This is a genomic window from Scytonema hankhaensis NUACC26 (assembly GCF_045865695.1).
Classification (GTDB): Bacteria; Cyanobacteriota; Cyanobacteriia; order Cyanobacteriales; family Nostocaceae; genus Scytonema.
In genome coordinates, this window is record NZ_BAACAP010000167.1 from 1 (window position 1) to 13,063 (window position 13,063).

Annotated in this window: 15 protein-coding genes; 6 read left to right on the forward strand and 9 right to left on the reverse strand. The window is 41.5% G+C overall.

The annotated features are described in order from the left end of the window. Positions 1-548: 548 nt before the first annotated feature. Positions 549-1,067, reverse strand: a complete 519-nt coding sequence (rimI, locus tag ACKTT2_RS13940) for a ribosomal protein S18-alanine N-acetyltransferase (protein ID WP_407887760.1) — start codon at positions 1,065-1,067, stop codon at positions 549-551. 99 nt (positions 1,068-1,166) lie between these two features. Between rimI and lysA the strand changes: the two genes are divergently transcribed. The 3 genes from lysA to uppS all read left to right on the forward strand — a co-directional run bounded on the left by lysA (position 1,167) and on the right by uppS (position 4,333). Continuing rightward, complete coding sequence (gene lysA, locus ACKTT2_RS13945; RefSeq protein WP_407887762.1) at positions 1,167-2,579, forward strand: diaminopimelate decarboxylase; 1,413 nt, start codon at positions 1,167-1,169, stop codon at positions 2,577-2,579. 75 nt (positions 2,580-2,654) lie between these two features. Beyond that, complete coding sequence (gene cdaA, locus ACKTT2_RS13950) at positions 2,655-3,587, forward strand: diadenylate cyclase CdaA (protein WP_407887764.1); 933 nt, start codon at positions 2,655-2,657, stop codon at positions 3,585-3,587. Continuing rightward, positions 3,584-4,333 carry a polyprenyl diphosphate synthase gene (gene uppS / locus ACKTT2_RS13955; RefSeq protein WP_407887766.1) on the forward strand — a complete coding sequence of 250 codons (750 nt, stop codon included), beginning with the start codon at positions 3,584-3,586 and terminating at the stop codon, positions 4,331-4,333. Before cdaA ends, uppS begins: the two co-directional genes overlap by 4 nt. 50 nt (positions 4,334-4,383) lie before the next feature. On the opposite strand, the gene ACKTT2_RS13960 is transcribed toward uppS, so the two are convergent. The 6 genes from ACKTT2_RS13960 to dnaK form a co-directional block, all read right to left on the reverse strand. Next, a complete protein-coding gene (locus ACKTT2_RS13960) occupies positions 4,384-4,656 on the reverse strand; it encodes a DUF3143 domain-containing protein (RefSeq protein WP_407887768.1) in 273 nt (90 codons plus the stop codon). 88 nt (positions 4,657-4,744) lie between these two features. Beyond that, positions 4,745-5,182: a J domain-containing protein gene (locus ACKTT2_RS13965; RefSeq protein ID WP_407887833.1), complete on the reverse strand. Its 438-nt coding sequence runs from the start codon at positions 5,180-5,182 to the stop codon at positions 4,745-4,747. Between the two features lie 56 nt (positions 5,183-5,238). Beyond that, on the reverse strand, positions 5,239-5,493 hold the full coding sequence (locus tag ACKTT2_RS13970; RefSeq protein ID WP_407887770.1) for a type II toxin-antitoxin system RelE family toxin: 255 nt from the start codon (positions 5,491-5,493) through the stop codon (positions 5,239-5,241). Further along, positions 5,490-5,693, reverse strand: coding sequence for a hypothetical protein (locus tag ACKTT2_RS13975; protein ID WP_407887772.1), 204 nt, complete (start codon positions 5,691-5,693; stop codon positions 5,490-5,492). Before ACKTT2_RS13975 ends, ACKTT2_RS13970 begins: the two co-directional genes overlap by 4 nt. A 79-nt stretch (positions 5,694-5,772) precedes the next feature. Beyond that, positions 5,773-6,759: a DnaJ C-terminal domain-containing protein gene (locus tag ACKTT2_RS13980; RefSeq protein WP_407887774.1), complete on the reverse strand. Its 987-nt coding sequence runs from the start codon at positions 6,757-6,759 to the stop codon at positions 5,773-5,775. A 219-nt stretch (positions 6,760-6,978) separates the two neighbouring features. Beyond that, the gene (gene dnaK / locus ACKTT2_RS13985) at positions 6,979-9,060 is read right to left on the reverse strand and encodes a molecular chaperone DnaK (protein WP_407887777.1); all 2,082 of its coding nucleotides are present in this window, start codon (positions 9,058-9,060) and stop codon (positions 6,979-6,981) included. 237 nt (positions 9,061-9,297) lie between these two features. On the opposite strand from dnaK, the gene ACKTT2_RS13990 reads away from it, so the two are divergent. Further along, on the forward strand, positions 9,298-10,143 hold the full coding sequence (locus tag ACKTT2_RS13990; RefSeq protein ID WP_407887779.1) for a M28 family peptidase: 846 nt from the start codon (positions 9,298-9,300) through the stop codon (positions 10,141-10,143). 56 nt (positions 10,144-10,199) lie between these two features. Here the strand turns inward: ACKTT2_RS13990 and ACKTT2_RS13995 are convergent, their stop codons facing one another. Beyond that, a complete protein-coding gene (locus tag ACKTT2_RS13995) occupies positions 10,200-11,108 on the reverse strand; it encodes a bestrophin family protein (protein WP_407887835.1) in 909 nt (302 codons plus the stop codon). A 417-nt stretch (positions 11,109-11,525) separates the two neighbouring features. Here ACKTT2_RS13995 and ACKTT2_RS14000 point away from each other — a divergent pair, with 417 nt between their 5' ends. Together ACKTT2_RS14000 and ACKTT2_RS14005 are read left to right on the forward strand one after the other, a co-directional pair. Beyond that, entirely contained in the window at positions 11,526-11,843 is a 318-nt protein-coding gene (locus tag ACKTT2_RS14000; RefSeq protein ID WP_407887781.1) for a hypothetical protein, read from the forward strand. After that, positions 11,840-11,968 carry a hypothetical protein gene (locus ACKTT2_RS14005; RefSeq protein ID WP_407887783.1) on the forward strand — a complete coding sequence of 43 codons (129 nt, stop codon included), beginning with the start codon at positions 11,840-11,842 and terminating at the stop codon, positions 11,966-11,968. Before ACKTT2_RS14000 ends, ACKTT2_RS14005 begins: the two co-directional genes overlap by 4 nt. Before the next feature lie 52 nt (positions 11,969-12,020). Here ACKTT2_RS14005 and ACKTT2_RS14010 read toward each other — a convergent pair whose 3' ends face one another. Then, positions 12,021-12,833 (reverse strand): lecithin retinol acyltransferase family protein, encoded by an 813-nt coding sequence (locus tag ACKTT2_RS14010; protein ID WP_407887785.1) that lies wholly within the window; start codon positions 12,831-12,833, stop codon positions 12,021-12,023. Positions 12,834-13,063: the final 230 nt, after the last annotated feature.

Below are 13,063 nucleotides of genomic sequence, written 5' to 3' on the forward strand. Positions count from 1 at the left end.
GCGGCGAGCTTCTTCCTGGGCTAGCATGATAACCTTAATGGCTTTTTCTGTGAAGCGTTCAAACATATGGCTATGGCCCTTATCCCATCACCTGCGTCGTGCCGGTACGCTGATTTTAGCACAGGCAAAACAATCGGATGCCAGTATAAAGGTGTAGACAACCGAATATTCATACCCAAATTCTTTGGGCAATAGTTAAGTATTATTACCGTTTATTTAGTTTTATTTACTTTGATGTTGTCAGCGTGCTGAGGAGCTTAACTTTTTTATCGTTTTGAGGACTGACATCAAACAAATCGATAACTTTGGGTAGTTTTTTCAAGTCAATCCCAAATAGAATTATTTATCATTTTTTCCATCCTCTGTCAAGCATTAGTTGAACTTTCACACAAATATTTATAAGCAAAACATTACAACACAATATTAAAGTTTTATTAAAGCTTCTTATAAGTTAGGGTTAAGAGTTAGGCAGTGACCAGTAACCAGTGACCAAGTGACCAGCGCTCGGCAATCAGTAAGGGGTTATGGTTAGAACTTTTCTCTTTCACCTACTCCCTAGTCCCCAATCGCCAGTCCCTAGTCCCCAGATTCAACCAAAGAATCAAGGCATCTTCATCATTATCTTTATAGTAACGCCGTCTAAGTCCAGCGGTTTGGAAGCCAAATTTTTGGTACAAAGCGATCGCAGCTGAGTTAGAAGCGCGTACTTCCAATGTTGCTCGCTCTAAACGGCGATCGCAAGCCAACTTCAGTAAAGAGTAAAGTAAAGTTTGTCCCAAACCCCGACGCTGGTACTGAGGATGTACTGCCAAGATGGTGATGTGCGCTTCATCTAAAATAGACCAAAAGCATCCGATCCCCAGTAATTTCACAACAGTGAGTGGAGAAAATAAACCGAGGAGTTCGCTGTTGGGGCTGTCTAACTCCCGTTGATATCCTTCCATAGTCCACAAACCTCCGAAACAGATCCTATCTAAATCGAGAATTGCACTGAGGTCAGCTGATGTAAGCGGTCTCACTTCTAATTTTGATTCGTTCACAGGTAAAATAAAGCTCGCATTATCCATATGTCAAAGCAACAGGGCTTTCCTCCTACCTTTCTTGTAAACTGAGAAACGGAGGATTCACTCACGCTCTGAAATTAAACAAGGACAACTCGTACAGTTATGGTATCCACACAGTCTACTGGAGTTCAAGATTCTGGTAGTAAATATTTATCACAAGCCAATCGTGAAAGCGCAAAAATTTCACCTAACCAGGAACTCTTACCACTGAGCGCTAGAATTAACAGTCGCGATTGCCTGGAAATAGGCGGTTGTGATGTTACAACTATTATTCAGCAGTTTGGTTCGCCACTATATATTTTAGACGAAGAAACCTTACGCACCGCTTGTCGCCAATATCGAGACAGTTTTAAGCACTACTATAAAGGTGAATCCCAAGTCATTTACGCATCCAAAGCGTGGAGTTGCGTGTCTGTTTGTGCGATCGTCGCCTCAGAAGGTTTGGGAATAGATGTAGTTTCAGGCGGAGAACTCCACACTGCTTTGACTGCAGGCGTGAGTCCTGACAAGATATACTTCCATGGCAATAATAAATCTCGTGAAGAATTAATTTTTGCCATTCACTCAGGCTGCACCATTGTTGTAGATAACTGGTACGAGTTAAAAACCCTCGTCGATTTAGGATCGCCAATCGCCAATCCCCAATCCCCGATCCCCATCATGCTTCGGCTGACACCGGGAATAGAATGTCATACTCACGAATACATTCGGACAGGACATTTAGACAGTAAATTTGGATTCGATCCCAATGAAATTGAAGAGTTGTTTACCTTTGTCAGCCAACAACCGGGTTTAAACTTTGTTGGTTTACACGCTCACATTGGATCGCAAATTTTTGAACGCCAACCCCACCGGGATTTAGCAGCTGTGATGGTACAGTGGATGAGTAAAGCCGCCCGGTATGGTTTAGCTGTCAAAGAGTTAAATGTAGGCGGTGGTTTAGGAATTAAGTATACCGAATCAGACGATCCACCTAGCATTGAACAGTGGGTTCAACCAATTTGCGAAGTCATTCAAGAAGCTTGTGTAACTGAAAATTTACCTTTGCCAAAGCTAATCTCCGAACCAGGGCGTTCTCTGATTGGTTCCTCATGTGTCACAGCTTACACTATTGGTTCATCTAAAGTTGTTCCCGACATCCGTAATTATGTATCCGTTGATGGCGGTATGTCAGATAATCCCCGTCCAATTACATACCAATCTATTTATCGAGCGGTAGTTGCTAATCGAATGTCTAGTCCGCTCACAGAAATTGTCACAATTGCCGGAAAACACTGTGAATCTGGGGATATTGTAATAAAGGATGCCTATCTGCCAAAAAATCAACCAGGTGACATCCTCGTAGTGATGGCAACTGGTGCTTACAATTACAGTATGGCATCTAACTACAACCGCTTGCCTCGACCTGCAGCTGTTGTAGTGGCGAATGGCGAAGCAAATTTGATTTTGCGGCGCGAAACTTATCAAGATTTAGTTCGACAAGATTGCCTACCTGAAAGATTACAAGAAGGATAAAGGATAAAGGATAAAAGATATCTTTTATCCTTTATCCCTCATACTTCTTAACTTAATACTTTCACGCCAGATGTCATGGGAGATTGGTGGAAGCAATGGCTGACTACTTTATGGGCACAGTCCTTGCTAGTTCAGACTCTGGATATTCTGTTAGTACTGGCGCTGACGTACATGATACTAGTTATTATTAGCGAGCGCCGGACACTCTGGATGGTGCGGGGATTCATCGTTTTGATGTTAGCATCAGCCATCAGTGGCAGACTAGAGTTACATTTGTTGAATTTCGTATTAGAAAAGTTAGTGATTGGCTGTGCTGTCGCAATGGCGGTTGCTCTTCAGTCAGAATTTCGCCGATTTTTAGAACAATTGGGAAGAGGCGAATTCAAGCAACTTTTTCAACCGTCCCGTCTGGCGGTTCCGAAGTCTGATAGTGTAATTGATGAAATTGTTGATGCTGTTAAAGAGCTATCGAAAAATCGGATTGGAGCTTTGCTCATTTTGGAAACAACGAGTCCCATTGACGAACGGGATTTTTCAGTACCGGGAGTCAAGCTAAACGCGGAGGTTTCTAAAGAACTTATACAGACTATTTTTCAGCCAAAAACTCTCCTGCACGATGGGGCGACCTTAATTCGTGGTTCCCGGATTGTGTCGTCTGGGATTATTTTACCTCTTTCAGGACGTACTGCCTCTCGTCAGTTGGGAACGCGCCACCGCGCTGCGATGGGAATCACAGAACGGGTTGAAAACTGTATCTGTGTTGTTGTATCAGAAGAAACGGGTTCTATTTCTCTAGCAGAACGAGGAACCCTGAATAGACCCTTGACTATTACAAAGCTCAAAGAGTCGTTAGAAGATCGATTTTCCCCCACTGTGGATCGGGAAGCTGTTGCTCCTGGTCTGTTAAGTTTAGGTCGTCAGATAAGTCGTCAGATTCAAAATAAAGCATTATTACCCATTTTACGTTTACTCGGATTACCATCGACTGCTTCGCGAGATAAAAAATGACAGCACAACAAACTGAACTGCGAAATTTGCCCCCCGATCTAAAACCAGAATTCTTACCCAAGCACGTTGCGGTAATTATGGATGGCAATGGTCGATGGGCTAAGCGTCAAGGGTTACCCCGTATTATGGGACACAAGCGGGGAGTTGATGCTTTAAAAGATTTGCTTCGTTGCTGTAAAGATTGGGGCATTCAAGCATTAACAGCTTATGCTTTTTCAACAGAAAATTGGGGAAGACCTAGCGAAGAAATCGATTTTTTGATGACACTATTTCAAAGGGTGCTACGCCAAGAACTTCGGGAAATGCTAGAGGAAAATGTTCAAATTAGATTTGTTGGCAATTTGAGTGTTTTGCCAAAAGCTCTCCAAGAAGAAATTTCTCGTTCTATGGAACAAACAAAGGATAACTACAGCATTAAATTTACTGTAGCGACTAATTATGGAGGGAGGCAAGAAATTATACAGGCATGTCGTTCAATAGCTAATAAGGTACAGCAAGGTTTGCTACAACCAAATGAAATTGATGAAGCTATATTTGAACACCACCTTTACACCACAGGAATTTGCGATCCCGATTTATTAATTCGTACTAGCGGAGAAATGCGGGTTTCCAATTTTCTTCTCTGGCAAATTGCTTATGCAGAAATTTATATAACAGAAACTCTTTGGCCTGATTTTAATCGCAAGGAATTTCATCGCGCCCTTTGTGCCTATCAGCAAAGAGAACGAAGGTTTGGGAAAGTCTAGGAATGAGGGTATTAGGGACTGGGGACTGGGGAATGAATCGAATCCCCAATCTACGGTCCCGAAAAAACTGCTCGTTCCACATCTTGGCGGCTGAGTGAATACTTGAATGCACGTTGGATGTCTTGCCCATCTTCTCCGGCTGCAATATACCGTACTATGATTTGTTCTATATCTAACCAGAGTTCGGCTTGCCAAGCCGAACGCTGTATATGCCAGCAATGCAGTTGGTTTTCATCTTGCTGACAGCCTTGTTCTTTCAGCCAATGCTCAATTTGAGGAAGAGGGTGATTGTATAAGGGAGTCTCAGGAGTAGGAAAAGACATAGGAATGATTAATGATGAATAGTGAATGATGAATGATGAATTATGAAACAAAAACATCATTCATAATTTATAATTTATAATTCATAATTTAAAAAGTAACTTCGCCACGGGTTAAGCCAACGGCAATTGCTAGTAGCAAACAACCTATCAATGTTATACCCATAATAAACAAAGCAAAAATTTCACCTGCTGAAAGAGGGCGATCGCTTGGGTCTAAATAAGCCGATCTAGACCAGTCATAAGACTTGGAGACAGGTCGGTTTAAGTCAGTGGGTGCTTGGATCGTCCCAAAGCGCGAGTACCCAATTTTGAGATCGTAACTAAACCGTCGTTCTGGATTGCTGAGAGTCGCATAAGCCTCGTTGAGTTGCTGAAATTTAGCTGTTGCTAAAGCAGCAGGCAGACTTGTTGTATCTGGATGATAACATTTACTCAGTTCCCGGTAAGCGCGACGGATTTCAATCGCTGATGCCGAGGGATGCAGTCCTAGCAGGGAGTAATATGTCTGTTTACTGCTTTGTTCGATTACCCCGTTTTGATTCACGGCTCTTAAGTCTTAGCATTCGGTGCATTTTTTTTATTTTAATGGTAAACATCTCGTCGATGACCAACTTGAAGAACTGTAATTATCTTTTGCTCATCGTCGATTTCGTAAATCACTCGATAACTACTAACACGGATGCGCCATCCCTCGCGATTGGTTAACTTAAGACAACTAGGTGGTCTAGGATTTTCTGTAAGAGCACGAATATCATCTCGCACTCGTTCATAAATTTCAACTGGCAAATCCTGTAATTCTTTTTGAGCGCGGCGAAGAATAATAATGGTATAACTCATGACCAAGTTTGCTCGATTTCGGCAATTGCTTGCTCAAATGGAATAGCTTGGTCATGAGAAGCCTTAGCGGCATCATAAGCGCGAATGCATTCTAATTCTTCGAGTTCGTCAAGCATCCGGTGATACTCTGTTATATCCAAAATAACTCCAACTCGATTACCGCTGCCGTCTGTTATGTATTTTTCTTTTAATGTGTTCATTTTTGACAAATTATCAGTGTAAATCCTTAAGACTCTGCGCTCATTCTCATAATTTTTGCAGTACGAACTCCCTTGTAAACTACTTAAGTAAATCGGCACGGGGTTTAAAATTTTCCAGTTGCCGTAACTTTTCATAGAGTTCGCGTTCTTGTTGAGTGATATTTTTAGGAGCCACGATTTGAATTTCTACAAGTTGGTCGCCACGTTCGCCGTTTTCTTTAGGATATCCTTTTTGAGCAAGGCGAAAACGCTGACCCGATCGCACTCCTGAAGGAATGGACATTTTCACGAGTCCATCTAAAGTGGGTGCTTCTACTTGTCCTCCTAAAACGGCTTCGGTAGGAGTGACTGGTACTTGGCAGAGGATGTTCGAGCCCTCTACCTTAAATAGGGGATGTGGGTCAACTGTAATTTTTAAATAGAGATCGCCTCCATTGATACCTTGGTTTTTGAGGCGAATTGTTTGACCCGTGACCATACCTGATGGCATACTCACTTCTAGCGATCGCCCATCTTCCAAACGAATTCTCTCTGTTCCACCTCTGTAAGCTTTCTCTAATGGCAAAGTCAGTCTTGCTTCTATGTCTCGACGACTTGTGCGAGAGTTAACTGTAACGTATTCTTTTGTTCTTGGGCTGCGGAATGGGTCGCTGTCTGTATTGTTGGGAGTACCGTTTCTGTCTCTACGAACGCCAACACCAATCACTTGATTAATAAAGCTATCAAATTCCGAATAATTACCAAAATCTACCTTTTCATTACTCCCTCGACCGTTAGAACGAGTATCTCCCCAACGCTTATCTTGGGGTGCTTGTTTATCAAAACCTTTTTGTTTCCAAAAACGACTAAACTGGTCGTATTGTGCTCGTTTGGTAGGGTCGGAAAGAACTTCATACGCCTCTCCAATGACCTTAAATTTTTCTTCTGCTGCTTTATTTCCCGGATTTAGGTCTGGATGATACTGTCGCGCTAAGCGTCGGTAATTCTTTTTAATTTCTTCATTTGAGGCATCTTTAGTGGCTCCCAAAATCTCGTAGTAATCTCGAAAGTTCTGCAAATTCTGCATAATAATATTTTAATTTAGATTTTTAATGATAATTGATTCAGTATTGAACTACATAGATACCTAATACAAATTTCCAATAGTCAAATCCGCATATCGATTTAACTATTGGTTTTTCTTCCTTCAAATTAACTTGTCAAGTGTCATTTGTCATTTGTCACTGGTCACTGGTCACTGGTCACTGGTCAGGTGATCGCTGGTCACTGGTCAGGTGGTCACTGGTTACAACCAATCGTCATCATCATCCCAGTTATCTTCGTAGCTTGGACGAGATCTGCGAGAAGAACCACTATCATAGGAGGAGCGACCGCCTCTGTCGTAGGAAGAGCGATCGTAGTCTCTACTGCCATAATCTTTATTGCCGTAGTCTCTACTACCGGAGTCCCTACCACCGTAATCCCTACCGCCATAGTCTCTACTACCGTAGTCTCTGCCATAGTAATCGCGATCGCGTTCCCGTTCCTTATCGCCAGTAAAGATTTCGCGGATAGTACCGAACAGATCGTCCTCTTCATCTTCTGCGTAGTACTGACGAATTTCGCGATTTAGATCGTAGAGAGCATCTTGTAAATCGGCATATGCTTGGTCGATACCTCGGTCATCATCTGCTTGTAAACTCTCGCGTAGTTCTCGGCAAATATTATCAATTTTCTGACGACGAGTGCGAGCAACCTGCATACCAAAATCCAAAGCCACTTCTCTCAGTTGTCGTTCTGCCTGCAATATTAAAGCTTCAGATCGAGTCCGCTTTTCTACCCGTTCTTTACGCTGTCTGTCAATTTCTGAATATTTCTCTGCATCCTGAATTGCCTTTCTGATTTCTGCCTCAGTGAGAGTGGACGCACCTTGTACTGTGATACTTTGCTCTCGACCTGTGGTTCTATCTAGGGCTGTCACTTGTAAAATACCATTAGCATCTATATCAAATGATACTTGAATTTGCGGGATTCCACGTGGTGCAGGCGGAATACCATACAGCTTGAACCGTCCCAAAGATTTGTTATCAGATGCCATGTCTCGTTCGCCCTGAACGACGTGAATCTCAACGCTGTTCTGATTATTTTCAGATGTTGAAAAAATGTCAGAGCGACGAACGGGTATAGTAGTGTTGCGAGGAATCAGTTTTTTCATCACACCACCGATGGTTTCCAATCCCAGAGACAGGGGAGTCACATCAAGTAGAAGCACATCTTTAAACTCACCCGCCAAAATACCTGCTTGTATTGCTGCACCTACGGCAACAACTTCATCGGGATTCACATTTTGGTTAGGTTCTTTCCCAATTATTGCCCGCACGAGTTGCTGCACCATTGGCATTCGGGTAGAACCCCCTACGAGTACCACTTCATCAATATCAGCAGGCGTTAAACCAGCATCTTTCATGGCTCGTTTAACGGGAATACGCACTCGACTTAACAAGTCATCACATAAACCCTCAAATTCAGAACGGCTGAGACGGGTTTCTAAATGAACGGGACCATCTTCAGTTGAAGCAATGAATGGTAAATTGATATCTGTAACACTGACAGATGAAAGTTCTATTTTGGCTTTCTCAGCTGCTTCTAGCAGTCGTTGCAAAGATTGTCGTTCTCGTCTTAAATCGACCCCTTCTGTTTCTAAGAATTTTTCTGCCAACCAATCTACGATTCTCTTATCAAAATCATTGCCACCGAGTTGTGTATCTCCACTTGTGGATTTGACCTCAAACACGCCATCGCCAACATCCAGGATTGAAACGTCAAAAGTACCGCCTCCCAAGTCAAAAACGAGTATGGTTTGGTTGTCTGTGCGATCCATTCCATAAGCTAGGGATGCAGCAGTTGGTTCGTTAAGAATTCTCAAGACTTCTAACCCTGCTATTCTTCCTGCATCTCGTGTTGCTTGGCGTTGAGAGTCATTAAAATAAGCAGGTACGGTAATCACTGCCCCAGTCACGGGTTCGCCCAGGTATTTACTAGCATCTTCTGCCAGTTTCTTCAGTACCATTGCCGAAATTTCCTCTGGGGCATAGTCCTTGTTCATGCGGGGACAGGCAATCTTGATGTTACCTAATTCGTCCTTACGGATGGTGTAGGGAATGCGCTTTGATTCTGGGTTGAGTTCGCCATACCTACGCCCAATGAAACGTTTGACGGCAAAAAAGGTATTTTGTGGGTTGAGGAGGGTTTGCCGTCGCGCCATTTGCCCGACAACTCTCTCACCTTCTTTTGTGAAGCCAACGACGGAGGGGGTTGTTCGCGTTCCTTCTGCATTGGCAACTACTGAGTTGGTTGTACCCAAGTCAATGCCGACTACCTTGCCCATGCGTTCTTGTTCTCCTATAGTGTCTTATAAATTAATTTGTTTAGAACTAATGCTTGATTTATTGTATCTTGCAAGCTTTGAATTACACGATTAGGGATTGGGGATTAGGGATTGGGGAAAAATATATACTAACTATATTACGAAATGTAAATTCCCTGAAATCCTTACCAATGACGAATAACGAATGACAAATGACGCTCCTCACTAGTTAACTTTAATTGTTCTGACTTATTTACTGTGAATCTTAAGAATCAACTGGAAAACCACCTCACTTATATAGCCTGCGATCGCGATCCTTATCTGGCAAGTGCCGGACATTTCTTCGTCCAAGAATACATTTGTCAACAATTTGCCCTTTGGGGAAGTGTGGAAATCCACACCTTTAGAGTCGGAGCGAAAACCTGCAAAAACTTCATCTTAAATTTACCTGCTACTCATTCGCACAAAAAAGATTTGCCACCCATTTTAATTGGCGCTCATTACGATGCAGTACCGGGAACTCCCGGAGCTGATGATAATGCTACAGGTGTCGCGGTGCTATTAGAGTTGGCAAGAATGTTCGCCACCCAACCAGTGAAGTATCCTTTGCGACTAGTAGCATTCGATATGGAGGAGTACGGCTTACTAGGTAGTACTGACTATGCAGCTAAGCTCAAGCAAGAACAGCGATCGCTACGCCTGATGATTTCTCTAGAAATGTTAGGTTACTGCGATCCAACACCAGGTTCCCAAGCTTACCCACCTCCTTTGGAAAAATTTTACCCAAATCGTGGTGATTTTATTGCTCTTATTGGTAATTGGCGAACAATCCGCGATGTAATTTCTCTCAGCCGCAGTATTCGCAAAGCAGGTGTCCCCAGCCAGTGGCTACCAGTACCAAATAAAGGTTTAATCGTTCCTCAAACAAGACGAAGCGACCATGCACCTTTTTGGGATGCTGGTTATCCAGCAATTATGGTAACAGACACGGCATTTATGCGGAATCCTCACTATCACAAACCCAGCGATACCATAGCAACTCTAGATTTAGATTTTTTAACTGGGGTATGTCAAGGTTTAGAGAAGGGAATTCGGCGATTGTAATAAACGGCATTGGGCATTGATTACTGGTCAGGTGATTACTGGTCAGGTGATTACTGTCACTGGTCAGGTGATTCTAAGTGAACGCTCGGAGTCAGACTAATTAAATCTTCAATATTCCTTTTCATGGTGATACAAATAGCATCTAAGGGCAAGTCATTTTTATCTAAACCAAATGGATTTTCTATTTCTATGCCAATTGCCTCAATACCAAACAAAGTAAAACTAATTAAAGCAGCAATTATACCAGTCCACCATCCCAAACTCTCTACTAATTGAAAAGGCAATAAAAGACAATAAAGTAACAGTAATTGCTTGAGATGAATAGCATAAGCTAGCGGTATAGGAGTTTTTAAAATACGCTCGCAAGCCCCTAAACTGTCTACCAAGTTGTTCAATAATTCTTGTAATGCTGTTAATTGGTAGTTATTTAAACAATTACGATTGTATTGTAATTGCAGATAATCCCCAATCCAGAAAGCTATTTCTAAGGGAGGATTATTCATGGTTTGCAATGTCAAATATTTAGAGATTGGCATCAATTCTTCCAATTCTTTATTAACATATTGTCCTCGTAAATGTAGTTTAGTAGCCACGGCAAAAGCAACTAAAAGTCGTAAAATCCCTATTTTCTTTTCTTTATCTTCTGGACTGATTTCATCTACTGATACCCAAATTTGTCTCGCTAAATTTCGGACATTATTGACCATAGTACCCCAAATTTTTCTACCTTCCCAAAAGCGTTCGTAAGCTGTATTGGTCCGAAAGACTAGTAATAAACCTAAAACAATACTGGGAATGACGTTGGCAAGTATTGGTTGGGAGACAGGTAGTTTCAAGTAATAAAGAATAGAAATCACAAAACTAAAAATTCCACATGCAAGAACACGTCTACCAATTGATTTAATAACTGATCCGTCTATCTGAAAAGCTATTTGAAGCCACTTCGAGTTTTCTGATATCTTCATCAATACTTTAAAGGGGGATCTAACTAATCGATATAATAAACCTCTAAATTTAAAAGCCTTCATATTCTTTGCGAAGTGGTAGACAGATTTCATTTATCATACTCTTATATGGTAATCCTAAATCATTTGTAACCGCTTAGATACCCGACTTCTTTGAGAAGTCAGGTATCTGAACACTCAAATTTCACAAATCAGATAGGATTGTTATATCAAAACTGCTTACATCTAGAGGAACGGTAGAGCGATCGCAGTCTCGAACAAAGTTTCCCTAGAAGTCTTATAAAAAATAGTAAAACTCGAATAGTGCAGTAGCAATACTCGCCGTTCAAATTGAGGAGCTGATAAAATCGAAATGAAGACAGTTTTTCTAATAAGTTGCGAACTGTCAGTATAGTCTAACTGATACCTCGTAAAACTATGACTCATACAAAACTAACTCGCCTTCGCAGTCAAGGCAGAATATTCCCAGAGTATTCGATCCCATCAGAAGAGTTAGACAAGCGGGAGGTTGAAAAGCAAGCTCGTGTGAAGCGTTATCGAGAGATTTTTGTACAAGTTAGTTCACAATTGTTACAAAATTATTACAACTGGTTTATTGTGATTGAGCCACACAGTGGAGATTACTTTATCGATCCAGAGGAGGAAGTGGCTGTTCAGAAAGCCCGACTGAAGTATCCCAAGGGTATGGTTGGTATCATGCGTCTTAACGAAACCGGAACCTGTGGCAGAATATGATTTCAGGGAGGTTTGGTGAAATTGGAGAACTTATTTTTGAAATCGAACTGATAGCGGCTGATGAAGAAAGATATCCGATTGAAGTAGTGTTGGATACATTATCGCGATCGCTATTGCTGCTATAGTAGAGTACCCTGAGTGACTAATATTCAAGATTATATGTATATTAAAACTTTATCAGTTAGAGAAAGTTAGATTTTCTGGAGAAAGAGCATCAGTTGAATTTGGATGACTTTTTATTATGAAATAAGTCAAGAAACCAATTCCTATTCCTAGAATAGCTGGAGCAGCAACACCAAGCGCAACAGCACTACCACCACCCAGCAGCGCCGCCGCAAGAGTTCCCGCAATCCCTGCTGTTGTTGATGCAAATCTTCCTGCACGTCTAGCATTTTTTCTAGCATTGCGTTCGCGTTCGGTCAAATTCTCATCATCTTCTAGAACTTTTCTAACAACTAAATCGGTTGTAACTCCACTCACAAAACTCCCCAAACCTGCAATACTCCCTGCTGTACTACCTATAACAGTGGGTGCTTGTTGAATTGCAGTATTCATAATTGTTTGTGATATTGGATTAACAGCTTGCACTGCAACTTTGGCTGCTTGTTGAGTAGCGAGTTGCGTTCCCAAACCAACTATACTTCCAGCTACAACACCACCGCTAATTGCACCAAACTTTTTCACTTGCTCGCTTCTATGCTGACCTGTTTTACAGTAATAAGCAAAATGTTCGCAATTATTAAAAAAAACATTATAAGCCTTCTCGCATAACTTACTCTTAGCTCGTTGCACAACAATGTCGTTGGCGTGACAGCTTCCATACTCTTTTATATGAATTTTTCTGCCCTTCCCAAATCTGTTTTTAGGAATGACGGAAACTCTTTGCATATCGTAATGAATGATGTAACCATCACCACAGTCAATTCCATGATGAGTGACAGGAAAGCCATCAAAGAAAAAACTGACGTAAATATGATCTCCTCTAGCCATAATGACATCTCTCTATAGACATACGTATATCGGATTATTCTATAGAAAGATTAAGGGTATGACATTTTATTATCCAATTGTGGAATTACGGAAAAGTATAAAAAGCTGTGATGAAGAACTAGAGCTTAAAATTCAGAAAAAATACAAGTTTTGATGGTAGTAAATCAGCATAAATGAACGAATATGCAAAAATATCATCTATCCTAACTCTGATTTACTGTTATTTTATT

Excerpts from the sequence above, each read along its gene's own strand:
- rimI (WP_407887760.1), bottom strand. The coding sequence starts at position 1,067 with ATGGATAATGCGAGCTTTATTTTACCTGTGAACGAATCAAAATTAGAA.
- lysA (WP_407887762.1), top strand. The coding sequence starts at position 1,167 with ATGGTATCCACACAGTCTACTGGAGTTCAAGATTCTGGTAGTAAATAT.
- cdaA (WP_407887764.1), top strand. The coding sequence starts at position 2,655 with ATGGGAGATTGGTGGAAGCAATGGCTGACTACTTTATGGGCACAGTCC.
- uppS (WP_407887766.1), top strand. The coding sequence starts at position 3,584 with ATGACAGCACAACAAACTGAACTGCGAAATTTGCCCCCCGATCTAAAA.
- ACKTT2_RS13960 (WP_407887768.1), bottom strand. The coding sequence starts at position 4,656 with ATGTCTTTTCCTACTCCTGAGACTCCCTTATACAATCACCCTCTTCCT.
- ACKTT2_RS13970 (WP_407887770.1), bottom strand. The coding sequence starts at position 5,493 with ATGAGTTATACCATTATTATTCTTCGCCGCGCTCAAAAAGAATTACAG.
- ACKTT2_RS13975 (WP_407887772.1), bottom strand. The coding sequence starts at position 5,693 with ATGAACACATTAAAAGAAAAATACATAACAGACGGCAGCGGTAATCGA.
- ACKTT2_RS13980 (WP_407887774.1), bottom strand. The coding sequence starts at position 6,759 with ATGCAGAATTTGCAGAACTTTCGAGATTACTACGAGATTTTGGGAGCC.
- dnaK (WP_407887777.1), bottom strand. The coding sequence starts at position 9,060 with ATGGGCAAGGTAGTCGGCATTGACTTGGGTACAACCAACTCAGTAGTT.
- ACKTT2_RS13995 (WP_407887835.1), bottom strand. The coding sequence starts at position 11,108 with ATGAAGATATCAGAAAACTCGAAGTGGCTTCAAATAGCTTTTCAGATA.
- ACKTT2_RS14000 (WP_407887781.1), top strand. The coding sequence starts at position 11,526 with ATGACTCATACAAAACTAACTCGCCTTCGCAGTCAAGGCAGAATATTC.
- ACKTT2_RS14005 (WP_407887783.1), top strand. The coding sequence starts at position 11,840 with ATGATTTCAGGGAGGTTTGGTGAAATTGGAGAACTTATTTTTGAAATC.
- ACKTT2_RS14010 (WP_407887785.1), bottom strand. The coding sequence starts at position 12,833 with ATGGCTAGAGGAGATCATATTTACGTCAGTTTTTTCTTTGATGGCTTT.